The organism is Glaciecola nitratireducens FR1064 (assembly GCF_000226565.1).
GTDB lineage: Bacteria > Pseudomonadota > Gammaproteobacteria > Enterobacterales > Alteromonadaceae > Glaciecola > Glaciecola nitratireducens.
On sequence record NC_016041.1, the window covers coordinates 588,863 to 611,869 of the forward strand.

General features: G+C 41.9%; 21 protein-coding genes. 11 read left to right on the forward strand and 10 right to left on the reverse strand.

Going from position 1 to position 23,007, the window contains the following annotated elements:
* Nucleotides 1-21: 21 nt before the first annotated feature.
* The gene (locus tag GNIT_RS02540; protein WP_014107566.1) at nt 22-1,263 is read right to left on the reverse strand and encodes an EAL and HDOD domain-containing protein; all 1,242 of its coding nucleotides are present in this window, start codon (nt 1,261-1,263) and stop codon (nt 22-24) included.
* 21 nt (nt 1,264-1,284) lie between these two features.
* The gene (locus tag GNIT_RS02545) at nt 1,285-2,514 is read right to left on the reverse strand and encodes an EAL and HDOD domain-containing protein (RefSeq protein WP_014107567.1); all 1,230 of its coding nucleotides are present in this window, start codon (nt 2,512-2,514) and stop codon (nt 1,285-1,287) included.
* A 279-nt stretch (nt 2,515-2,793) separates the two neighbouring features.
* Between GNIT_RS02545 and rpoH the strand changes: the two genes are divergently transcribed.
* A complete protein-coding gene (rpoH, locus tag GNIT_RS02550) occupies nt 2,794-3,645 on the forward strand; it encodes an RNA polymerase sigma factor RpoH (RefSeq protein ID WP_041246578.1) in 852 nt (283 codons plus the stop codon).
* A 196-nt stretch (nt 3,646-3,841) separates the two neighbouring features.
* Here rpoH and GNIT_RS02555 read toward each other — a convergent pair whose 3' ends face one another.
* The 3 genes from GNIT_RS02555 to pip all read right to left on the reverse strand — a co-directional run bounded on the left by GNIT_RS02555 (nt 3,842) and on the right by pip (nt 6,315).
* On the reverse strand, nt 3,842-4,750 hold the full coding sequence (locus GNIT_RS02555) for a bifunctional GNAT family N-acetyltransferase/hotdog fold thioesterase (RefSeq protein WP_014107569.1): 909 nt from the start codon (nt 4,748-4,750) through the stop codon (nt 3,842-3,844).
* Nucleotides 4,751-4,915: 165 nt separating this feature from the next.
* The gene (dtd, locus tag GNIT_RS02560) at nt 4,916-5,353 is read right to left on the reverse strand and encodes a D-aminoacyl-tRNA deacylase (protein WP_014107570.1); all 438 of its coding nucleotides are present in this window, start codon (nt 5,351-5,353) and stop codon (nt 4,916-4,918) included.
* Nucleotides 5,350-6,315, reverse strand: a complete 966-nt coding sequence (pip, locus tag GNIT_RS02565; RefSeq protein WP_014107571.1) for a prolyl aminopeptidase — start codon at nt 6,313-6,315, stop codon at nt 5,350-5,352. The genes dtd and pip overlap by 4 nt, the downstream gene beginning before the upstream one ends.
* Nucleotides 6,316-6,621: 306 nt before the next feature.
* On the opposite strand from pip, the gene GNIT_RS02570 reads away from it, so the two are divergent.
* Nucleotides 6,622-7,284, forward strand: coding sequence for a DUF2959 domain-containing protein (locus GNIT_RS02570; protein WP_014107572.1), 663 nt, complete (start codon nt 6,622-6,624; stop codon nt 7,282-7,284).
* Nucleotides 7,285-7,341: 57 nt separating this feature from the next.
* On the opposite strand, the gene metJ is transcribed toward GNIT_RS02570, so the two are convergent.
* Entirely contained in the window at nt 7,342-7,662 is a 321-nt protein-coding gene (gene metJ / locus GNIT_RS02575; protein ID WP_014107573.1) for a met regulon transcriptional regulator MetJ, read from the reverse strand.
* 140 nt (nt 7,663-7,802) lie between these two features.
* Between metJ and metF the strand changes: the two genes are divergently transcribed.
* The 3 genes from metF (at nt 7,803) to GNIT_RS02590 (ending at nt 11,440) form a co-directional block, all read left to right on the forward strand.
* A complete protein-coding gene (gene metF, locus GNIT_RS02580) occupies nt 7,803-8,690 on the forward strand; it encodes a methylenetetrahydrofolate reductase (RefSeq protein WP_014107574.1) in 888 nt (295 codons plus the stop codon).
* Between the two features lie 183 nt (nt 8,691-8,873).
* Nucleotides 8,874-9,761 (forward strand): virulence factor BrkB family protein, encoded by an 888-nt coding sequence (locus GNIT_RS02585; protein ID WP_420492358.1) that lies wholly within the window; start codon nt 8,874-8,876, stop codon nt 9,759-9,761.
* A gap of 38 nt (nt 9,762-9,799) precedes the next feature.
* On the forward strand, nt 9,800-11,440 hold the full coding sequence (locus GNIT_RS02590) for an FMN-binding glutamate synthase family protein (protein WP_014107576.1): 1,641 nt from the start codon (nt 9,800-9,802) through the stop codon (nt 11,438-11,440).
* Between the two features lie 48 nt (nt 11,441-11,488).
* On the opposite strand, the gene GNIT_RS02595 is transcribed toward GNIT_RS02590, so the two are convergent.
* Genes GNIT_RS02595 through GNIT_RS02605 form a run of 3 tightly spaced genes read right to left on the reverse strand, consistent with a single transcriptional unit; the run spans nt 11,489 to nt 14,628 of the window.
* Complete coding sequence (locus tag GNIT_RS02595) at nt 11,489-11,815, reverse strand: YdbL family probable chaperone protein (protein ID WP_014107577.1); 327 nt, start codon at nt 11,813-11,815, stop codon at nt 11,489-11,491.
* Between the two features lie 9 nt (nt 11,816-11,824).
* Nucleotides 11,825-12,004 carry a YnbE family lipoprotein gene (locus GNIT_RS02600; protein ID WP_014107578.1) on the reverse strand — a complete coding sequence of 60 codons (180 nt, stop codon included), beginning with the start codon at nt 12,002-12,004 and terminating at the stop codon, nt 11,825-11,827.
* 2 nt (nt 12,005-12,006) lie between these two features.
* Nucleotides 12,007-14,628: an intermembrane phospholipid transport YdbH family protein gene (locus GNIT_RS02605; protein WP_014107579.1), complete on the reverse strand. Its 2,622-nt coding sequence runs from the start codon at nt 14,626-14,628 to the stop codon at nt 12,007-12,009.
* Nucleotides 14,629-14,937: 309 nt separating this feature from the next.
* On the opposite strand from GNIT_RS02605, the gene GNIT_RS02610 reads away from it, so the two are divergent.
* Nucleotides 14,938-16,416 carry a methyl-accepting chemotaxis protein gene (locus GNIT_RS02610; RefSeq protein ID WP_014107580.1) on the forward strand — a complete coding sequence of 493 codons (1,479 nt, stop codon included), beginning with the start codon at nt 14,938-14,940 and terminating at the stop codon, nt 16,414-16,416.
* Between the two features lie 124 nt (nt 16,417-16,540).
* On the opposite strand, the gene mutH is transcribed toward GNIT_RS02610, so the two are convergent.
* The gene (mutH, locus tag GNIT_RS02615; RefSeq protein WP_014107581.1) at nt 16,541-17,227 is read right to left on the reverse strand and encodes a DNA mismatch repair endonuclease MutH; all 687 of its coding nucleotides are present in this window, start codon (nt 17,225-17,227) and stop codon (nt 16,541-16,543) included.
* A 107-nt stretch (nt 17,228-17,334) separates the two neighbouring features.
* Between mutH and rppH the strand changes: the two genes are divergently transcribed.
* The 5 genes from rppH (at nt 17,335) to GNIT_RS02640 (ending at nt 22,826) form a co-directional block, all read left to right on the forward strand.
* Complete coding sequence (gene rppH / locus GNIT_RS02620) at nt 17,335-17,877, forward strand: RNA pyrophosphohydrolase (RefSeq protein WP_041246273.1); 543 nt, start codon at nt 17,335-17,337, stop codon at nt 17,875-17,877.
* A gap of 64 nt (nt 17,878-17,941) precedes the next feature.
* Entirely contained in the window at nt 17,942-20,230 is a 2,289-nt protein-coding gene (ptsP, locus tag GNIT_RS02625; RefSeq protein WP_014107583.1) for a phosphoenolpyruvate--protein phosphotransferase, read from the forward strand.
* Nucleotides 20,231-20,277: 47 nt separating this feature from the next.
* Complete coding sequence (locus GNIT_RS02630) at nt 20,278-21,084, forward strand: sulfite exporter TauE/SafE family protein (protein WP_014107584.1); 807 nt, start codon at nt 20,278-20,280, stop codon at nt 21,082-21,084.
* Nucleotides 21,085-21,087: 3 nt separating this feature from the next.
* Nucleotides 21,088-21,897, forward strand: a complete 810-nt coding sequence (gene lgt / locus GNIT_RS02635) for a prolipoprotein diacylglyceryl transferase (protein ID WP_014107585.1) — start codon at nt 21,088-21,090, stop codon at nt 21,895-21,897.
* 77 nt (nt 21,898-21,974) lie between these two features.
* A complete protein-coding gene (locus GNIT_RS02640; protein ID WP_014107586.1) occupies nt 21,975-22,826 on the forward strand; it encodes a thymidylate synthase in 852 nt (283 codons plus the stop codon).
* The last annotated feature ends 181 nt before the right edge of the window (nt 22,827-23,007 follow it).

Sequence of the window (23,007 nt, forward strand, 5' to 3'; positions counted from 1 at the left end):
GCTGGCTTTTCCTGCATTGACTTAGGCGATAGGCTTTGTTCTAGGGAAAAAGTCAGATAAAGCTTGACGCATTTCGTTGCTCCAGCGAATAGCATCATTAAATATACTGTGCAGTTCTTTTTGTGAAATATCTAAGTTGCTAGCCTGGCTTATGATTTTGCCCCAAAGGCCACTTTCAAATGCTTTGACTGTTACAAGGTATTGAGTATATTCACCCTCGACTCCCAGCAGTGCTTGCTTTATATCATCACTGATAGGCAACTTCTCTAGAATTGACGGCATATCGCCATCCAAAATAGTATCCAAGAGAGAAAATAAGCCTACGATAAATGCTGACATTGCTTTTTTCTTACCGTGCTTATGCAATTCGAATAACTCACAAAACTTTGCTCTGACCAGTGACACCTGCAGCAACTCAACCGGTTTTGTGTCATTTAGACTCGCGAGTGAAAGCAGGGCGATAAACTTTTTAACGTCAACTTCACCCAAATAATGCAGTGCATGGCGAAGTGAAGTGATTTTTTCACGCTTATTTATCATGGGATTGTTGATAAACCGCAGCAGCAAATAGGATAGGGCAGCGTCACGCTCAATAATGCTTGCTACTCTCTCGATATCGAAATGAGCATTAGCGCTCAACGACATTAACTCGAGCAGCGTTATTTTGGATGATGGTAAAGCTTTCGCTGTTTTGGTCTGAGGTTGGGTGAAAAAATAGCCTTGAAAATAATCAAAACCCAAATCACGGCACATTGCAAATTGATCGAGAGTTGATACTTGTTCTGCAACAAGCTGAATACCTGAAGCAGCTAGAGCAGGTATGTGCTTTTCGAGCACTTGGATGCTGATTTTATCGATATCAACTTTAACAATATCAATATAAGGATAGGGTGCTAAAACAGCTGACTGCAGCCGATTATCGTTGAGCGCAATTTGGTACCCTGAGTTCTTAAGGAATTCACAGGCATTCATCAAACCTGAATTAACAGCTGGGTTTTGCGTCAGTTCAACAACGATATTATCTGATGACAGTTCTTGAGGGAAACGATTAATAATGGTTTCTGGAAGAAAGTTAATGAAGGCGCGTTGATTGCCAGAGATATCGTCAATACCCAATGTATTAAATCGTGCGTTTATTAGCTCTGACTTTGTGGGATCGTGTTCAGGATAGCTACCATTGGCGCCGTCTCTAAACAAAAGTTCGTAAGCAAAGAGTGTCTGGTCTTTGTCTAAGATTGGCTGGCGAGCAATAAATGCAAACATCTATACTTCCTTGTTTGGCTTTTAAGTAATTGAACTATTCATGTTTTCAGCCCAATGCATCGCTTCGTAATAAAGCGTGTATAAGCGTTCACCTGTTAGTTCAAACTGAATGGCAATATAATCTATTTCTTCCCAATTAGCCTCTTCAAATGCAAAACAAGCACGCATTTGCAGGCCCATCGTTGAATCAATATTCTTTTTACACAAAGCATCTCGTAATTCTTCGCCAACTGGCAGTTTTTCAACTAAATGCTCCATTTGCTGATCAAGCAAAGCATCGAGCATTGAGAACAGCCCTAATAAAAAGCTGGTTGGCGGATTTTCGGGTAACTTTAATTCTATGGACATGAGTGAGCAAAAACGAGCTCTCACCAAGGATTGAATTAAGAGTTCCGAAGGCTTTTCGCCGCGCATGTTCGCCAGTGCTAATAGGGCAATGAACTTTTTAATCTCGACATGACCCATGTAATTAATGGCGTGCTGCAACGACTCAATTTTTTGTCGTTTATTGATCATCGGATTGTTGATGAAACGCATTAGCTTATATGCCAAGCCAACGTCTTTTTCAATCACTTTAGCGACTTCTTTGGTATCAAAATTAGGCGAATTACTTAAACTAACAAGCTCAGTGACAGAATGTAGTGATGTATTTAAATCCCGGTGACGTATCATTTCAGGGCGAGCCAAAAAATATCCCTGAAAAAGTTTTACGCCCATTGCCTTGAAACGTTCAAACTGTTCGTGCGTTTCTACTTTTTCGGCAATTACTTTAATGCCTTGGGCATTAAATGCCTGAATTTTAGCTACGGCGGCGGCACCTTGCTTTTCAATCTCTTCAACTTCGACTTTAATATAGTCAACGAAAGGAAGAAATATATCCCATCGAGGAGCAAAATCATAGTCGTCCAGTGCAAGTTGATAACCAAGATCTCGAATGTGCTTGCAGGCTTGAACGAGCTCATCGTTCACTTCAACGGTTTCGACTATTTCAATAACGACATTCATTGGATCAAGTGTTGAAGGGAATCTATACAGCAGTGTGTCTTTGTGAAAATTGATAAAGGCAGGTTTGTTGAAGGTAATGTCTTCAATGCCAACGGTAAGGTGGCTGTTCGCGATCATGCTGCTGGTGGCTTCGTCAGGCGACATATCAGGAAAACAATTGCTATCACCGTCCCTGAATAATAGTTCGTATGCAAATACACGTTTTTCAACATTATAGATGGCTTGTCTTGCTACATATGAAAACATTAATTAACTGCTCGAAAGTGAAGCGAAATAATAAAATACTGCTTATCTTTGTGATCGTTTCTTGAATTTAGCATATAATAATATAGCGTTATCGCCTAATTATAAAAATATTAGAATAAAAGTAAATATTTTCGACCTTAGACCTTGAGTTCTGAGTAAGAAGCCTTATATTTATCTAAATAATTTAATCGAACTTTCGGTCTGGCATATTGTCTATTAATGTATGAGTTGTTCAGAAATCCTGAGCTTTCACTTGCAGAACGAAGCAACGAGGTAAAAATGAGTACAAAAATGCAAAATTTAGCATTGAGCGTCCCGCGTAGTGGCAGTATCGAAAGCTACGTTTCAGCGGTGAGCAGCATTAATATGTTGACGGCAGATGAAGAAAAGTCTCTCGCAGTTCGTTTATTCGATGACGGTGACCTTGAAGCTGCACGAAAGCTAGTCATGTCACACCTTCGCTTCGTAGTTCATGTTGCGAAATCTTACGCAGGATATGGTTTGCCCCAGGCTGACCTTATTCAAGAAGGTAATATTGGTCTTATGAAGGCGGTTAAACGCTTCGACCCGAGTGTAGGTGTCCGTCTAGTTTCATTTGCGGTGCACTGGATAAAAGCGGAAATTCATGAGTTTGTGCTCAAGAACTGGCGCATAGTGAAAGTTGCCACGACCAAAGCACAGCGTAAGTTGTTTTTTAACCTTCGCAAAGCCAAGAAGCGTTTGGGTTGGTTCACACATGCCGAAGTGCAAAAGGTTGCGGAAGAGCTTGGCGTAAGTACCAAAGAAGTGCTGCAGATGGAAGCTCGTATGAGCAGTCAAGATGCCGCCTTTGATTTAACTAATGACGACGATGAATCAAGTGCGTTTGCTCCAGCGCAGTACCTCGAAGACAAGACCACAGATGTGGAAATGGACGTCATCAACAGTGACCATGATAAAAACGCGTCGGACAGTTTGTACTCAGCAATAAAAACGCTTGATGCAAGAAGCCAGCATATTATTGAAACAAGATGGTTATCCGACGATAAGATGACCTTACAAGATCTTGCAGATGAATATCAGGTTTCAGCAGAACGTGTTCGCCAAATTGAAAAGAATGCGCTGAAAAAATTACAGGCAGCAATGGTATAGGCAGCATCGCCTAACTAAGATTGCTAACCTAATGCTAGTATAAAAAAAGCGCCGATGGAGACACCGGCGCTTTTTTGTATTTCGTAACACCACTTTTGTTCTATATAAAACTAAAAGTGGGTCTTAGCTGAGGGAAAATAAAGTGTTTATTCGAGTTGCCAAGATTATCGCTGTTTCGGCTACTTGTTAAATTTACTTAGGCTTCTTTCTTTTCTGGTATGACCCAATATTTACCCGTAAAGCTGGCGACAGAAACGTCACCATCATGAATGTCAACGGTGAGTTCAATAGGGCACTTTTTATTAGCCTTCAGTAAATCAAAGCGAGCCTTAACAGATTCAATATTGCAAATAGCGCGAGGACGCATTGTAATCGGCTTATGATAATGGATATTACCATCGCCAAGCACAATTTCCCCCTGCATTTCTTTTTGCTTCAACTGCAAAAATATCATTCCCCAACCCGTTAACGTTGCTTGTGAAAAAATACTTCCGGCAAACATGGAGCCATGCAGGTTTATATTCTTATTCAACGAGGCTCTGGTTTCAATGGTACGCTCAGTGTATTGATGAAGCGTTATGCCCATATGTTCAGTAATCGGTATCTTCTCATGCCAAGTGTCTTGTAACTCTTTACACCACTGCGGATGAAGTACAAGCACATTGTTATCGACTAATAATTTGAACATATGCTTGCGCTTTAATTTGCCAAGCTCTACAGGGGCTTCTTTTTCGATACTGTAACCACATGATGAAAAAAATGATATTGAGGTTTCTCGAGAGTTAGTGACAGTTCTCTTTGCGCCTAAATCACGAGCTACAACCTCTAGGGCGCCGAGTATGAGGTGACCTACGCCTTTGCGTCTATACTTTTTGTCTACCGCTATATGTCTTATTTGCGCCTCTTCTGCTGTATTCAAATGAATTCGGCCGCACGCAACTATTTCACCAGATGGATTTAAAATAACTCGATGCTCACTAACCGTTTCGTATTCATCTTTTTCTGAACCTTCAGGAAATCCCCACTGTTCGCGCAGCCATTGCCATCTAAAATGAAAATAGTCATTGAGTTCTTGTTCTGACTTAGGCGTTGATATAGTAAACAATAGCTATCCTCATGTTGTATTTAGGTGACTATACTGCATTTTTGTAATCATTAAGTGTAGCTTGAATTGCGCCCAATTGACTAGTAGCGAATAAGATTACGGTCTTTTATTGTAAAAAATAAAGATGAATACAAAGTTTGGTGATGAAGTTAAGTGATATTGAATTTAGGTTTCAATCCAAAACGTAACAGGGCCATCGTTAATTAATGTTATGGCCATATCTGCGCCGAAAACGCCCGTTTTACACTCGCTATATTCACTGCGTACATGTTCAATGAAAGACTGATAGATAAACTCTCCATGTGCAGGTGCTGCGCCTTTTGAGAAGCCTGGTCTGTTACCTTTCGTTGTGTCTGCAACCAAGGTAAATTGTGACACCACCAGCAATTCACCGTTTATATCCGTTAGGCTTTTATTCATTTTGCCATCGGCGTCAGAAAATATTCTATAGTTAAACACTTTGCGAGCCATTTTTTCGACCTGAAGTACGTCGTCCCCTTTTTCGATACCAAGTAAAAGTAGAATGCCAATGTCAATACTGGCTACTTTTTTGTCATTAACGTTGACGGATGCCGATTTTACTCTCTGAATGAGTCCTTTCAAGCGTTGCCACCTATTTCAAACATTTCATTCATGATATTGGTGAGCGCATTTGCAATACCTTGTTCAGACATGCTGTGACCGGCATTATTTACTATTTTCAGGGTAGACTGGGGGAGTGCTTTGTGAACAGAATACGCTGCTTCTAACTTACACACCATATCATAACGCCCGTGCACGATATGGCAGGGAATGCCTTCAATTTTGGATATATTGTTTAAGATATAGTTTTCTTCAATAAAACATTTATTCAAAAGGTAATGACACTCGAGTAGCGCAAGACTTTTAATTTGTTTATCAGTGCTTAAATCACTCATCATGACATTAGGTGCAATCAGCCTTGAAATATATCCTTCCCAGTCAAACCATGACTTCAGCGCTGCAAAGCTTTTGCTGGCCTGATTGCTTTCAAACAAACTGATAAATTGCTTGCAAACAACGTCAGATGAAGACTTGTCGCTAATGTGTCGTGAAAATTTTTCGTAGGCTTCGGGATATATTTGTGCTGCGCAACCGGAAGGTAATAAAAACCAGTCAAAGTCTTCTTTGCGGGCTAGGAATACACCGCGCAATACCATAGATATGACAAACTGGGGATATTGAATTGAGTATATTAACGCAAGCGTTGAGCCCCACGAACCGCCAAATACGATCCATTTGTCTATACCAAGCTGCTTGCGGATTAATTCAAAGTCTGCAATTAACAGCTGAGTTGTATTATGTTTAGTGTCGCCAAACGGAGAAGAGCGGCCGCAGCCACGCTGATCAACACCGATAACGCGGTATTTGAGCGGGTTAAAGGGCCATTGATAATTTTTACCTAAACCAGCCCCTGGACCGCCGTGCATATATATGATTGGGATACCTTGAGGATTACCGCTTTGCTCAACGTACAGTTTGTGGCCATCCGAAACCTCTATGGTTTGATGATGATAAGCTGTGTTGGTGTGAAAAGTTTCGTGCATATAGTGCCTATTACTAAATGTTACGAAGTATTGTACTGTTCATGAAAAGACGGCTGAACATTAAGAGTTCTCTTTATATATTGCTATTAAAAACAGGTAAATACAGGCCAGCATAAGTGTAATATGCTTTCAAACAGGGCGATAGTCAACACAATCGCATACATTGAAATGCTTAGAATTCTTATTAGGCTGTTGAATGTTCGGCCACAAAGTAGCCTGAAAATACAACAGTTTTATGTCATTTATCTTTCTTCCCGTGTTAAAATTCAGTGTGTTGCGGTTTTAATATTGTAAAAGGAAATGTTTATGCCCCGTTTTTTTGTGTTGCGTTCACTGTTTTGTCTTTGTTTTTTGTCTCTAACAGCTTGTCAATCGGCAGTAGATGGCGCTTATTACGGCATGTGGGAAAAGTTGGGTGTTGAAAAAAGAGATATACTTGTTGACCGCGTCGAAGATGCTCAGGATAGCCAAAAAGACGCTCAAGAACAGTTCGCCTCCGCACTTGATGAATTTAGTTCACTTATTAATTTTGATGGTGGTGAATTAGAAGATATTTATAATAATCTAAGCGATCAGCTAGAAGCCAGTAAAGAAAGTGCAGCGTCGGTAACGCGAAGAATAGATAAAGTAGAGGGAGTGGCCAACGCTTTGTTTGTCGAATGGGAAGCTGAAATTGATATGATTTCTAGCGCTAATCTGCAGAGGGATAGCAAACGTAAACTCGCTGAAACTAGAAGAAAATATGCAACATTACTAGTCTCGATGAGAAAAGTTGAAAAGAGTATGGCGCCAGTTTTGGTTGCGCTACAAGACAATGTTTTTGCTTTAAAGCATAATTTAAACGCAGAGGCGATAGGGGCTCTTCAAGGTGAGTTTAACAGTATTAAGCAAGATGTAAGCAGCTTGATAAAAGAGATGAATGTTGCCATTGCGCAATCAGACGACTTTATTAAAAGCATCAGAAACTAGCATAAGCTCTCAATTGAGCCCGTCAACTGGGCTCACCAAGCCGTTCACATGAGCTTTTTATTCAGATTCGACCGCCTCGATATCAATACCCATTTTCTGCATGATGTCTCTCGCGGAAGCTGGTATACGATTTGGATTATCCTTCTTGATATCACTGTCGTCGGGCAAAGGTTGCCCAGTAAATGCATGCAGAAATGCTTCGCATAGCAACTCTGAGTTAGTGGCATGACGTAAGTTATTAACCTGACGTCGGGTTCTCTCATCAGTAAGTACTTTCAACACATTAATCGGAATTGAAACAGTCACTTTTTTGACTTGCTCATTTTTTTTGCCGTGCTCAGCATATGGGTGAATATATTTACCATTCCACTCTGCCATGTGAATCCTTAACTTTTTAATTATTGTAAAATTTTAACTGGAATAGAAAAAATATCAATCTAGAAGTGTAAACTTCTTGACGTCTACCCGTATAAAACGTAATTTAGACGTCTAAACGTCCAAAAGTGAGCAGTAAAAGAATGGTTTCATACGCCCAAGGCATCGACGCACTAAATCAGTCTCTATCCGAATTGAGAGATATTGATGTTTCTTTCGAATTTTTTCCGCCAAATTCTGAAGCGATGGAGAAAACTTTATGGAAGTCTGTTGAGCGTCTCGCGCCACTAAAGCCAAAATATATGTCTGTAACTTATGGTGCAAACAGTGGCGAAAGAGATAGAACACATGCGGTTGTGAAAAGAATTTATAAAGAAACAGGCGTTTCAACTGCCCCCCATTTAACCTGTGTAGACGCAACGCCAACAGAGCTTCGACAAATTGCAAAGGATTATTGGGATTCAGGTATTCGACGCATTGTAGCGCTGCGTGGGGACTTACCGCCTGGTGTAGAAAAAACCGACATGTACGCGTCAGACCTAGTGACTTTATTGAAAGATGTCGCTGATTTTGATATTTCGGTTGCGGCTTATCCAGAAAAACATCCAGAAGCGCCTAATACACAATTTGATTTGTTAAATCTCAAGCGCAAAGCAGAAGCTGGTGCAAATGAGGCAATTACTCAGTTTTTCTTCGACACTAGCGTCTTTTTGCGTTTTAGAGACAGAGCCGCCGCAGCAGGGATCGATTTAGATATTGTTCCTGGTATATTGCCTGTTACCAACTACCAAACGCTCCAGCGTTTTGCTGGATTCACGAATGTGCACGTTCCCAACTGGCTGCATAAAATGTACGACGGACTGGATGCCGACGACCAAGCTACTAGGAATTTGATGGGGGCAAACATCGCAATGGATATGGTCAAAGTATTAGCAAAAGAAGGAGTGAAACATTTTCACTTTTACACTTTGAATCGCTGCGAGTTGAGTTATGCAATCTGCCACATGTTAGGTTTGCGCAGCCAAAAGTAAGCATTCTTGGATGATAGGTTTAAGTTCTCCGCTGTTAGAGGTAAACTAAAGGTCGTATTTAGCATGTTTTGTTTTGAGTATTCGATTAACAAAGTAAGCTTTTAACAGCAACATTTGGAGCTTGCTGCATTGAATCTACCTGATAGTGTGGCTAAAAAAATAGATTATTACCAACCATTAGTTATTAATGTGGGTAAAGCTTTTATTGAGCATATACGGTCGGAGCGGATCACCGTTTCTGCAGGGCACTTAGCGTATGTGTCACTACTCTCTCTAGTTCCCGTCATAATGGTCTTTTTTATGATCATGTCTGCATTCCCTGCGTTTGCTGAGGTAAGGGAACAGCTAGAGAGCTTTATATTTACTAATTTTGTACCTACCGCAGGTGATGTTGTTCAGGATTACATGGCAGACTTTGTGTCGAACGCGTCTGGCATGGGAGCCGTGAGTATTGCCTCACTATTAGTTGTAGCGCTTCTGCTGATATCCAATATAGACAAAACCTTCAACCACATCTGGCGTACAAAAGTTGAAAGGCCTCTTATATTCACATTCGCTATTTATTGGATGGTTATCACCCTAGGTCCGTTTTTGATTGGTTCCAGTATCGTGGTTAGCTCCTACTTAGCCGGTCTTGCCACATTTGCCGAAGAATATACACCAGGGCTGGGCACCTTTTTTCTTAAATTGGTTCCAAGTTTCGCCGCTACAGGTGCATTCTTAATTCTATATATGATAGTGCCTAATAGACCAGTAAGAGCAAAATACGCGCTATGTGGCGCAGTGCTTGCCACAGCGTTGTTTGAGTTATCGAAGAAAGGGTTTGCTCTTTATGTGACCAGCTTCCCATCTTATCAAGTTATATATGGTGCGATTGCGGTAGTGCCGATATTGTTTGTTTGGGTTTACTTAAGCTGGATTGTGGTTCTACTGGGAGCAGTTTTCACCTATAGCATCACTGTAACTTGCGATGCTCGTGACGAGCTTGCAGCAAAAGAATCAAACGAAGCAAATAAATTGAAGGACGAGCGTAGTATTTGCGAGGTGGACGATAGTCCCCGCTTTCGATAAATATAGCGGTAGGTTGTTATTATTCAACAAGGAAGATTATGCGTAAAACTATTTTTCAGGTTCTAATCGGTATCAATGTAGTTACCTTGGCTATTTCTTTCGTAGCGCCAGCGCTAGTATGGCTTTTGCTTATTACCCTTCCTTTGTTAATGACCGCAATTTATGACAGCAGGCAAACAAAACATGCAATATTGCGAAACTTTCCATTGGTCGGGAGAAGTCGCTGGATAATAGAAGGGATCCGTCCTTTTATTCAACAATATATTTTAGAAACTGATACGGGTGGTGCACCAATCAGTCGGATGTTTCGAAATATTGTTTATCAGCGCGCTAAAAACAGTCGAGATACTATTCCTTTTGGGACCCAGCTTGATACTTACCAAACCGGTTATGAGTGGATTGGGCATTCCTTGTCAGCGCTCAATGTTAAAGATATCGACATGCAGCCGCGAGTTACTATTGGCAGTCGTCACTGCAAGCAGCCCTATTCAGCGAGTATTCTAAATATTTCAGCGATGAGCTTTGGCAGTTTGAGCAAACCGGCGCTACAGGCGCTGAATAAGGGAGCAAAAGCCGGTGGGTTCTATCACAACACCGGGGAAGGCGGCGTTAGCCCTTATCATCTTGAATACGGTGCGGATGTTGTATGGCAAGTAGGTACGGGTTACTTTGGCTGTAGAACTGATTCAGGGGGCTTTGACGCAGACAAGTTTGAAAAGCAAGCTTCGCATGTGAACATCAAGATGATTGAAATTAAATTATCCCAAGGGGCAAAGCCAGGACATGGCGGTATTTTACCAGCAAACAAAAATACCCAAGAAATTGCGGACATCCGTGGCGTAAGAGTAGGAACTCAAGTTGACTCGCCGTCTACGCACAGTGCCTTTAGTTCCCCCATTGAGCTTATTAACTTTGTGCAAACCTTACGTGACCTCAGTGGCGGAAAACCGATAGGTATTAAGCTTGCACTGGGCCGTCGAAGCGAGTTTGTTGCTATTTGTAAAGCGATGGTTGAACTTAATATAACGCCCGATTTTGTTACCGTAGATGGTGGTGAGGGTGGAACAGGCGCAGCACCACTGGAATACTCAAACTCTATTGGCTCACCGTTGCGTGAAGCTCTTGCTTTTGTAGATGACTGCCTAGTTGGTTTTGGCGTGCGAGAAGATATTAAAATTATTGCTTCAGGAAAAATAATTTCGGGCTTTCATTTGGTAAAAAACCTCGCTCTAGGCGCCGATATTTGTAACAGCGCTAGAGGTATGATGTTGGCATTAGGCTGCGTACAATCGTTGTCTTGTAATACCAATGAATGTCCTACCGGTGTTGCTACTCAAGATCCTAAGCTGTCTGCTGGATTAGTTCCCGCCAACAAAGCCGTGAGGGTGCAACAGTTTCATGAGAAAACAGTGCACGCAACCGTCGATATTATTTCATCAGCAGGACTGGCATCGCCGGATGAGCTTAACCGTACGCATATATTTAGGCGGGTAAATCAGCAAGAAGTAAAACGATATGACGACATATTTCCACATATGGTGATTGGTGGATTTTTGAAGGATTGTATTCCTGAAAACTACAAAATAGACGTTGAAGAAGCGAACGCCAATTCATTTGCACCCAAGAAAATATTGAGCAACATTAACCAGCAAACGAAATCGTTGTGCGAGGGTGCGTAACGGAGCACGCACACTCGCTATATATTAGATATTCGTTGTGGGGGGGAATTACTTCCTAAGCCATTGGCCATTAACCTGCAGGTAGTGACCAGGTTCGGTCTTTTCATAGGCTTTTTTAGCGGCGAGTATTTCTACCTGTTCTAACGTGATACCGTTTTTAGTCGCTAGCTCTTGATATTTAGCTTTGCGTTTTGCGTTGATATCGTTAATTAGCTCCATCACTTCCGTGCTCTGGACAACCGCTCCTAAGTAACCATTTTGCTGTTCGCCTACTAGGCCAGTTTCTTTTGCTATATCTAGTTCAATTGCAAAAGCGACAGTGCTGAATAGTATGGCTCCAAATAGAACGCTTTTTATTGTGGTGATAATCTTCATGTTTAACTCCTAAAATAATTTACTGTCGTCACTGAAAATGTCGTCCAGTTCTTTGTCTACTTTGACACGGATTTCATGGTCAATTTTGACATTAATGTTAATAGTGATGGGCTCTTTTGTCTCTAGTTGCACCTTATGGGTACAGGCGCTCAAGAACACAACACCGCAGATCAGGGCTAAAATTCTCACGTTCATTTTCCTTTTTCTAAGTAACGTTGTTCAATTCGTTTTTCAATCGAGTCTTGTATCGACCGAGTTATTCTGAGGGATTTTAGCAAGGTAAAAATGTTCTCTTTATGACCATAGTTAAATATCACCTCTTGCTTTTGATCCGGATTACGCCCGGCGATGGATAACTCCAGATCCAACCAGCCGTCAGACGCAAGCTCTACTTTACTGGACAGCTTGCGATACTCCACGTTTTGTAAAAAAGACAGTTCTTTTTGTTGATCTTTAATTGCGTCAAACGCTGGATTATTCTGTATTTTTAATTTGCCAGGGCCATCACTGGCAAGCAATCCATGTTCAATAATAGCGTCTGTAGCGCCAAGTTGGAAAGGCAATATACCTGACATTTCTCCAGTGACCTGTATGCCCTGCTGTTTTTGTAGTGCTACAAAATCAGCGAGATCTAAGCCGCTGACGCTGATATTAGTTCTCTGTTTTCTGCCATCAAGCCAGAGGTCGGAAATTTTGAAAGTGCCGCCAATAAGCTCACCTTGAGCTAAGTCTAGTTTCGCGACACTGTCTACAACATCAACAAGCAACTCAATTTTTCGAATCGGGATGCCAACATCTAGTTCGTCTATTGTAATCTTGCCACTGTTTAGCTGAATCCCCGCTGAATTTAGCGTAAACCCCTCATTTAATTTGAGGAAAAGCACCTGAAAATCATCGTACTTTAAACTAGCATTCGTTACCTGCAGATTACCAAAGTAATCGGCAGAAGATAAACTACCTGTAAGTCCTGCGTTAAAGGTGCCTGCTATCAACTGTATTTTACTATTGAACTGACTAAGCAGCTTTTGCAGAGTGTTTATTGGCTGCTCGATTATCGCAATCTTAAAGTTCTCTTCGGTGTGGTTTATCTGCACTTTTAAGCCCGATCCTAACTGAAGCTGGTGTTCTCCCAATAGGTTCATCGTTGTCGGCTTTTTTGTCTCTTGCTTTTTTAGTGCAGACTGCGTTTTTAAGTCATGCACCAAGGCGATGTTAGTTAATTTTTTATCAGTATAAGTAATACTTTGAATTTCAGATTGCCCAGTTAGCTTCACGCTGCTGTCGGGCGCCAGAGTGATATTACTGGTGTTGTTGAGTTTGCTTACTTTTACTTGTGCAGTGCTCAATTCGGGAATACTGTTTTTTAGCTTAATTTCCCAAGCTTTGCTGCTAGTGCGCGTTGCTTGCCAGTCGGTTTCTATTTGCTTGGCAGTGAGGAACGAGTTGTCCTGTGATTTGGTTTTTAATCCAACAATACGCTGCTGGCCAGTGAGCGATATATCTACTATTTCAGATCCCGAGAGCAATAGTCGGTAATTGAAGTTAGCCACTAGTTGTTCAGCGCTCGCCCAATTGCTATCGGGAGTCGCGATCTCAATTTTTGTTGATTCTGAAGAGATAACCCAATTGCTGCCATTTTTAACTGCCTTTCCTGAAGACTTAAGGCTTATATCACCTTTCAAGGTGGTATCGACTATGTTTACGTTGGCCAACGTTGACGCTAAGTCAATTCTGTAGATAAGCGAAAGGTGTTGATCTAATCCAAATGCAATATCACTCAATGTCACTGCGGGAAACGCTTGCAGCTTAGGTAAACTGAATCTGACGTCGGTGGTAGTGAATACATTGTCTTTAAACAAAACAGGTTCGGTTGCTATTAAATGTGCCTCATTTATTTGTAAGTTCTTAAGTTGTGGAGAAATAAACTGACACTCTGTAGCACTTGCAGATATAGGGAAGTCTCTGGCATCAATGATTGTCTCTAAATTAGAAAGCGCCAAGTTGATGCCAATAGTGCCTTTAGCTTCGGCGTTAATCGCACAGTTCTCGAGTCTGATTTGTGTCTTTACTGCAAGTTCATGGATAGTGTCAATGCTGTCTCCAGTAAAAACAAACTGGCTACTTATGTTGGTATTCATCAAAGTCTGCCAATCCAATCTTTCATGTAAAAATTGTGTTCTCTCTTGCAGCAAAGAACTTTGATTAAGGACCTGAAATGGCGCCCAATTTATTGTTCCATTCAGCTTGCCGTCAACATAGTCTAAGCTGGCCTCGATATCGCCTGAAAGAGAAAATGTTGACACTGAACTTTGCTTGAGTGCAAGGTTCAGTGGCTTGCGCAAAAGATATGACGTGATTGAAAGAGCGTTGACCGTAATGCGCGGCATGTTTGTCGGTAAAGCAATATCAGGCATCGTTGGCGAATCGGTATCTTCGTTCGTTTTGAGCCCAGTATCTCTATGATTGATGGCAAGTTTCGCAATACTTAAGCGACTCTCCTTGCGCTGCCAATCATCCAAAAACCAACCCGCATCATATATTTCAATACTAATTGATTCGCTCTCAACACATAGCTCTCGTATTGTCAGCAGAGGTGAGGTGCCAATATCAAACTCCAAACAAGTAATCTGTGTATTTTGCGGCAGGAAATCAACTATCACCCATTGAGTCAGCGGCACTCGCAACAGGTAAGCACTCAGCGCGAAGAGCATGATCAACGCACCCATCCCCAGCAATACTATGCTGCCCAGCTTTATATTGCCTGATTCTTTATTACCTAACTCTTTATTACCTGACTCTTTATTACCTAACATGGGCCAATGTACTCGCGAGGACGTTTTCAGTTGGAATCCTTTTGGAAAACAGAAAGTCTTAATAGTGTGAATATAATATCACGTAACCGTCTAATTAAGCATCAAAGTGAGCTTGCATGTCTATCTCTAGTTTTTGATACAAATCATTTACCCTAGGTTGATATCGGCTCATCAAACAAATCTGTAGTTTTGTGTGAAGTTATACGGATCTTTGCCGATATCTATACAATGGATCGAAAGTTTCTTATAAAAACTATTGCTTGGAAGCGACTATTTAAACGTTATTATTCATAGGCTATGAGGTACTCAATGTTTTTTCCTTGGACAAGCAAAGGTCACAAAGTATATACCGGCGTATTAATCTTTCAATTTGTTATGACCCTACTCATTGGGCTCCTGACAGATTCTTTTACGATGGGTTTTATAGTCGGCCTGTTTATTTTACTGCTACCACTCGCTCTTTTTAACTTTGCTAAAGAAGCCTCATACACAAAACATGCAGCCGTAATTGCAAGTCAACTCTTTGTAGCGCTCCATATTCAGCAGGCGATGGGTGCTACCTTTATGCATTTCGAAATTTTTGCCGTTATGGCGGTCACCATTGTTTATCGCGATTGGAAAGTGGTGTTGTCGAGCGTACTTTTCGTCGCTATTCATCATGTCGGGTTCTACTCATTGCAAGTTTCTGGTAGCTCAGTTTTCATCTTTGAAGCACAATATTTAATGCTCTACATATTAGTTATTCATGCATTTTTTGCTATTGCTGAAGGTGCGGTTTTAGGTGTGTTGGCTATGCAATCCTATAAAGATGGCTTCGCAGCTTTTGAGCTTACTGAAGCTATTCGAAACATAATGAAAGATGAAGGGAAATTTAATATTAATGTCGAAATGACGTCGAATAACGATTCATCAAAAAACTTTACTAATTTGATGCACGGTTTTTCTTACGTCATTGAACAAGCTCAGCAAGTTTCTGCAAATTTAGACATCGTTGCTATGGAAGTAGAAACATTGTCGTCGGAAGTCAAGCAGGCGAGTCTTGACACCAGTGGGCAAGTTTCAACGATAGCGGCGGCTACGGAAGAAATGACGGTCAATAACCAATCTGTGTCTGACCGTGCGCTCGCGGTAAATACGCTGTCGCAGGATGCAAGAGATTCGAGTAACCAAGCGAAAAAAGTGGTTGAGGACTCAAACCGTGAAGTTGTTTTGCTACAGGCAGAGTTGACGCAAACCTCGGCGACAATTTCTAATTTAGCTGAAAAATGTTTTCAAATTGAAAATGTGATGGCGTCGATAAAAGCTATTTCTGAGCAAACAAACTTGCTTGCGCTAAATGCGGCAATAGAGTCTGCAAGAGCGGGTGAACATGGACGAGGTTTCGCGGTAGTTGCTGATGAAGTAAGACAACTAGCTATGCGCACAAAATCAAATACGGAGCAGATTAGTGAAATAACGGCGGCATTGATTAGTGAGTCAAAGTTGTCAGTTGATAACATGCAGATATGTTTGGAGAAGTCCGGAAAAGTATCAGACTCTTCAGATTCTGCAAAAGAAATGATAGAAACCGTCGTCGGTAATATTTCATCGGTTAGTGAAAATATATCGTCGGTCTCGATTGCAATAAAAGAGCAATCAGTGGCGTCAACGGAGATAGCAAGTTCGACTAGTGAACTAGAGTTAACTTCTCAGTCGCTTGGGCGAAATGCAGATGCGACCGGCGCAAGCATCGTAAATCTAAAAGCAGAAATATTGAAGTTACGTAACGAATTAACAAAGTTCAATTAGAAACCTTGCAGGTGATTATTAAGCCTGCAAGCGTTCAAATTTTTCCGCTAGTTGATGAAGAGTTTCTTTGCGATTAGGGTTCACTTCGATGCACTCAACAGGGCAAATGCTAACGCAGCTTGGCTTACCCTAAAAATGCGCTTTCCAGAATGTCCTGAGTGAAATTTTTGCGCAAATAAAAGCCCCTCGGACGGGTTTTTATTATTTGCCCATCTTCACCAATTGCTTCCGTTACTACTGAACCATTAGCGGCTTTGGGGCGAAGCTGTAAATAGCTTCCTACTGTGGCGTCTATGCGCTCGACTTGACCTAAGCTGATCATGTCCATCAATTCTTCCCAATCGTGCTGCAATTGTGCGTTTTGATGCGAATTAGGTTGCCATAAAACAGGCGAACCTACGATGCGTTCAGCCGGCGGTATTTCTCTTTCTCCCTGCACGGGCAACCACAATACACGCTGTAACTTATTGCGCACGTTGCTGTTCTCCCAATTGACGCCCGTGTTATTAGTTAATGGTGCATAACAGACATAGGTTGTTTCAAGCGGTTTATTGCTATACGAAAGAGGCAATGTTTTCAACTCGACACCTAGCTCTGGAAAATCTTGTTCTGGTTTCGAACCGGCACTTGCCCCTAACCAAAGCTCGATCAATTGCCCGGTCCATCCCTTTTGGGTTTTAAAATTCGCAGGTATTTGAATGTTGGCGGCTCTCGCTAAATCCCCCAAAGATAAGCCAGCTAAACCTCTTGCCCGCTGCATTAACTCTTCTATTGTAGAGGGAGCAGTCTTCGGTGTTTTTATTGATTGCATGTTGTTTGGGCTTCACTTGTTAAATAATTAACGCTATTGCTTTGCATAATCTGTAGTTTATGGAAGAATGGACCAATATAAAAGTATAAATGCGCTAGGTAATCTAAGTGATTGATGCCGAAGGATTCCGCGCGAATGTTGGCATAATTATATGCAATAAAATGGGTCAGGTATTTTGGGCTCGTCGATATGGCCAACATTCATGGCAATTCCCACAAGGCGGGATTGACCAAGGGGAAACTGTTGAACAGGCAATGTACAGGGAACTTCACGAAGAAGTGGGGTTGCTTGAAAAAGACGTAAGCATCGTTGGCGTAACGCGCAACTGGCTTCGTTATAAATTGCCTAAACGCCTTGTAAGAAAGGGTTCAAACCCTGTATGTATTGGTCAAAAACAGAAATGGTTTTTGCTCACGTTAAAGTGTGACGAAAAAGATGTTGATCTTCTGCAGTCAGGGCACCCTGAATTTGACGATTGGCGTTGGGTTAGTTATTGGTACCCAATACGTAACGTAGTCTCGTTTAAACGCGATGTATATCGAAAAGTCATGAAAGAGTTTTCACCGCTGGTACTGCCTGCGCAAAAGCCTCATTCTCAGTTGCCCAACAACCGAAAAAATAAGCGACGTCGACCAAGACCGCAAGCATAGCGATTATGTTGAACATGCTTGAAGTTTACTTTACTCGTCTTGTTAACTGCAAAGGAGCCAATGCATGCTAACAACCCTGAAAAGAATAGTTCAAGAAGTTAATCAAATTCCGGGCTTGGAACCTGCACTGGAGCGTCTCGCTACCTTGGTTAGAGAAACCATGGAGGTGGATTCGTGCTCTATCTATCTCGCTGATCATAAAAACCAAGTGCTAGTTTTAAAGGCGACAGACGGTCTTGAAAAAAGCGCCATCAATAAGGTTAAGTTAAATTTTAATGAGGGCCTAATAGGCTTAGTGGTTCAGCGCGAAGAGCCCCTCAATATCGAGAACGCGCCAATTCACCCGCGTTTCAAACACTACCCAGAAGTCAATGAAGATGCTTTTTTCGCATTTATCGGCACGCCAATAATTCATCAACGCAAAGTGCTTGGCGTCATTTCGATGCAGCAAAAGTCTATTCGACGTTTTACCGAAGACGAAGAATCTTTTTTAGTGACGCTTGCCACCCAAATTGGATTAGAGATTGCGAATGCAGAAATTCGCGGTGTGTTGGATGTAAATTCTGAAACAAACTTCGACGCGCACAAAAGCATAAATGGTTTGCCAGGCGCGCCTGGTTTGGCATTGGGGCAGGCCGTTGTGCTTAATATGAAGCATGAACTCAGTCAACTCATTGCGCGCAAAACGACTGACCAACCAAAAGAAGTAGATAGGTATCGTAAAGCGGTTGAACTTACTCGGACTCAAGTTGATCGTTTGTCGGATAATCTGGGTGATAGCTTACCAGAGGATGTCAAAGCGATATTTCAGCTTTACCATCAATTGCTCGATGCAAATAGTCTGGGGCGAGAGGTAGAGCAAAAAATCCGTGAAAACTGGGACGCGGCATCCTCACTGAAATTAGTGGTAGAGAACTACGCTGCAAAATTCGCTGCAATGGAAGATCCATATATGCAGGAAAGGGCCGTTGATATTGTCGACCTGTCTAACCGAATTTTGCATAACATTATGAACGGCTCTGGTTCTCCTACCAATACCGATCGAAACATACCGGAAAATGCAATCCTCGTTGCACGTGAGGTATCTGCGCCTATGCTGGCCGAATTCTCGGCTGAAAAATTAAAGGGAATTGTGTCGATAGAAGGTTCGAACAACTCTCATGCAGCTATTTTAGCGAGGGCAATGGGCGTGCCCGCTGTGATGGGATTAAGAGGGGTTCCATTAAGCTTGTTGAACCATCAAGAACTATTTGTAGATGGCTATTCAGGGCTAGTGGTACTGGCACCAGAAGAACAAGCGCGGACAGAATTTTTACAGCTAATCGCAGATGAAGAAGCCTTAGTTAAACGCATTGAGAGTGAGTCAGACAGGCCGGCAATAAGTGAAGATGGCTGTGAAATGACCCTTTTGGTTAATGCTGGCTTATCAGCGGGCTTAGAAATGGAGCAAAATAAGCAAGGTGCTGGTGTTGGTTTATACCGAACAGAAATTCCATTTATGCTGCGCGAGCGTTTCCCTTCTGAGCAAGAGCAATTTGAGCTCTACCATAGTCTTTTGAGTGCGCATCCGGATAAAGAAATGACCATGCGTACGCTAGATGTTGGTGGTGATAAACCTCTATCTTATTTTCCGATCTCAGAAGAAAACCCGTTCTTGGGATGGCGTGGTATTCGATTGACTCTTGATCATCCAGAAATTTTTCTAGTCCAAGTGAGAGCGATGCTGAAAGCTAGCATCGGTCTCAAAAATTTACATATTTTACTTCCCATGGTTTCTAGCATTAGCGAAATTGATGAGTCGAACCGACTGATTAAACAAGCGTTCGATGAAGTAGAGGAAGATGCACTCAAAACGGGGAAGGTGCTTTCAAAACCGGCTATTGGGGTTATGTTGGAGGTTCCTGCGATATTGTTTCAGTTGGAGCTAATTGCTGAAAAAGTCGATTTCTTTTCAGTCGGTACAAACGACCTAACGCAATACCTGTTAGCAGTAGATCGCAATAATTCTCGGGTTGCTCAGCTGTATTCAAGCTATCACCCCTCTGTACTAATTGCGCTTAATCAAATAGTACAAACCTCTAAGCGATGCAATATTCCCGTCACTGTTTGCGGCGAATTGGCGGGGGAGCCAAGTGGTGTCCTCATCCTAATGGCAATGGGGTATCGCAAGTTGAGTATGAATGCACACAGTTTACGTAAGATTAATTGGGTTATCCGCAACGTTTCGATGAAGGAACTTGAGGCTTTGCTGAGTGAAATATTGTCTTGCGCCGGCCCCGAGAATGTTAAAACAATTGTTGATCAATATCTTGAGCTGAAAGGCCTCGGTGGTTTAGTGAGAGCAGGCTCTTGAAGTTTACGGCGCATGTCGTTAGTTTTTATAGAATGAGTAAAGTGTAAATGGATCCAAATCTAGAGATTTTTTTGTTGTGCGTTATGCTGGGTTCAGTTGTTGGTGTCTTGGCTGGTTTATTGGGCATTGGTGGCGGTCTTCTTATCGTTCCGGCTTTGGTTTTTTTACTTCACTTTTTTCTTCAAATAGATATCGAAATTGGTATGCCCATTGCCATAGCAACCTCCTTATCTACGGTGATTATGACAGGATTATCTTCCGCCCGAAGTCATTATAAATTGGGCAACTTGGATAAGCGAATTGTGACCTATTGTGGTTTAGGTATTGCCGTTGGTGCAACGCTCGGTGCGCAATTTGCCAGTTTTATATCGGGAGTATTATTACAGCGTATTTTTGCTGTTTTAGTGATTTTAATTGCACTACAAATGGTGTTTTTCTCACGCAAAGCCTCTAAAAATAAAGTGGGTAATCTGGGGCTGTCTGGCATAGGCGCTAGCACCGGTTTCATCTCGGCATTGATGGGAATTGGTGGTGGTGCCCTGCTGGTTCCTGCACTGGTTTGGTTTCAAGTAAATATTCGTAAAGCGATTGGCTGCGCAGCCTTTAGCAGCATTATTATTGCAGTGTTTGGAACCTTAAATTTTGTGATTACGGGCTGGAATAACCCAAATTTACCCGAATGGTCTTTCGGTTATGTTTACTTACCGGCCACATTTGGCATAATTCTGACGTCAGTGCTTACTGCCCCGATTGGTGCTAAACTCGGACAAAAATTAGATACGGCTAAGTTGAGGAAAGTTTTCGCGGCTTTCTTGGTCTTAGTCAGCATACGCATGATCATAGGAATTGAGTAATACATGACCATCCCAGTACAAAATATCCCTGCGCATTTGGATTTTCCAACAATAAACGCCGTTATTTTCGAAATAGGACCAATAGCCCTGCGCTGGTACGGCGTTATGTATCTGATTGGTTTTTTAGCGGCATTTTGGCTGGCTAACAGACGACTATCCCGAACCGATTGGAGCAAAGAACAGCTCAGCGATCTGTTATTTTACGGTTTTATGGGGGTGGTGCTTGGTGGCCGAATTGGCTATGTTTTATTCTATAATTTCAGCGTTTTTCTTGATAATCCACTCTACCTTTTCCGCATATGGGAAGGTGGAATGTCGTTTCATGGTGGTTGCTTAGGGGTTATCGTCGCGACGTATTGGTACTCCAGAAAACGCGGTTGGTCATTTTTACGTGTGGGCGATTTTATAGCACCATTAGTGCCAATTGGTTTAGGAGCGGGTCGCATCGGCAACTTCATCAACGGTGAGTTATGGGGGCGCACTACTGATGTACCTTGGGCCTTTGTTTTTCCGGGTGCAGGTCCAATGCCGCGTCATCCCTCACAACTATATGAGTTTGCGCTGGAAGGGGTTTTGCTGTTTGTGATTTTATGGCTATATTCAGCTAAACCGCGCCCTGTTGGATCGGTCGGTGGATTATTCTTACTGTGCTATGGCGCATTTCGATTCTTCGTTGAATACTTCCGAGAGCCAGACGCGCATTTAGATTTAAACTCACTTGGCTTATCACAAGGTCAAATGCTATGTATTCCAATGATACTAGCGGGCGTTGCGTTAATTGCTTATGCAGTTAAAAAAGGTGAAAAAGCCTAGTTCAACCCAAAATACACAAGAACAAGTAAGCAGTAAAACGTTAATAAAAGCTAAATGTGAGCTAGGAAGTCATTACTATGAGTCAATACGAACAACTATGTCAGCGCATCGTTAATGAAGGAACGTGGTTAACTAATGAGCGCACAGGACAAAAGTGTTTAACCGTGATTAATGCTGAGCTTGAATACGATGTTGAGAACAACTCTTTTCCCTTGGTGACCACTAGAAAAAGCTTTTACAAAGCGGCAATTGCTGAGCTATTAGGTTATTTGCGTGGTTATCAAAGTGCGGCCCAGTTTCGCGCTATTGGTTGCAATACATGGAACGCAAACGCTAACGAGAACAAAGCCTGGTTGGCAAACCCACATCGTAAAGGAGAAGACGATATGGGCAGAGTTTATGGCGTGCAGGGCCGGACATGGCAAAAGCCAGATGGCTCGACGCTGGATCAACTTGCGAAAGTTATTGATAATTTATCGCAGGGTATCGATGATCGCGGTGAAATAATTACATTTTACAACCCAGGTGAATTTGATATGGCTTGTTTGCGACCGTGCATGCACACGCACACCTTTTCACTGTTGGGTAAGGATTTGTATTTAACTAGCTATCAACGCTCTTGCGATGTTCCGCTAGGCTTAAACTTCAATCAAATTCAAGTTTATGTGATGTTAGCTTTGGTAGCGCAAATTACGGGCAATAGACCCAAGAAAGCTTATCATAAAATAATAAATGCCCATATCTATGAAAATCAGTTCGATCTAATGAAGGATGTTCAGCTATCTCGCACTCCTTTTGACAATCCTACATTGACAATTAATCCAAAAATTACGTCTCTCAACGACATTGAAACATGGGTAACAACGGATGACTTTACGGTGCATGGGTATGAACATCACGATGCCATTGCGTATCCATTTTCTGTCTAAGCTTTTGCCAATTCATCGCTGTTTAAACCATAATAAATGGAGATTTTAGCAGGCTCCCCGCCAATACTTGGTGATGTTTAACTGCTATTTTGAAAAACAAGCTGTTTTATAATAAAGTTAGGAGCCGTTAAAGCCGATAGAATCGCTATAACGCTGTTAAAATAGCTTCATAACTAACCTT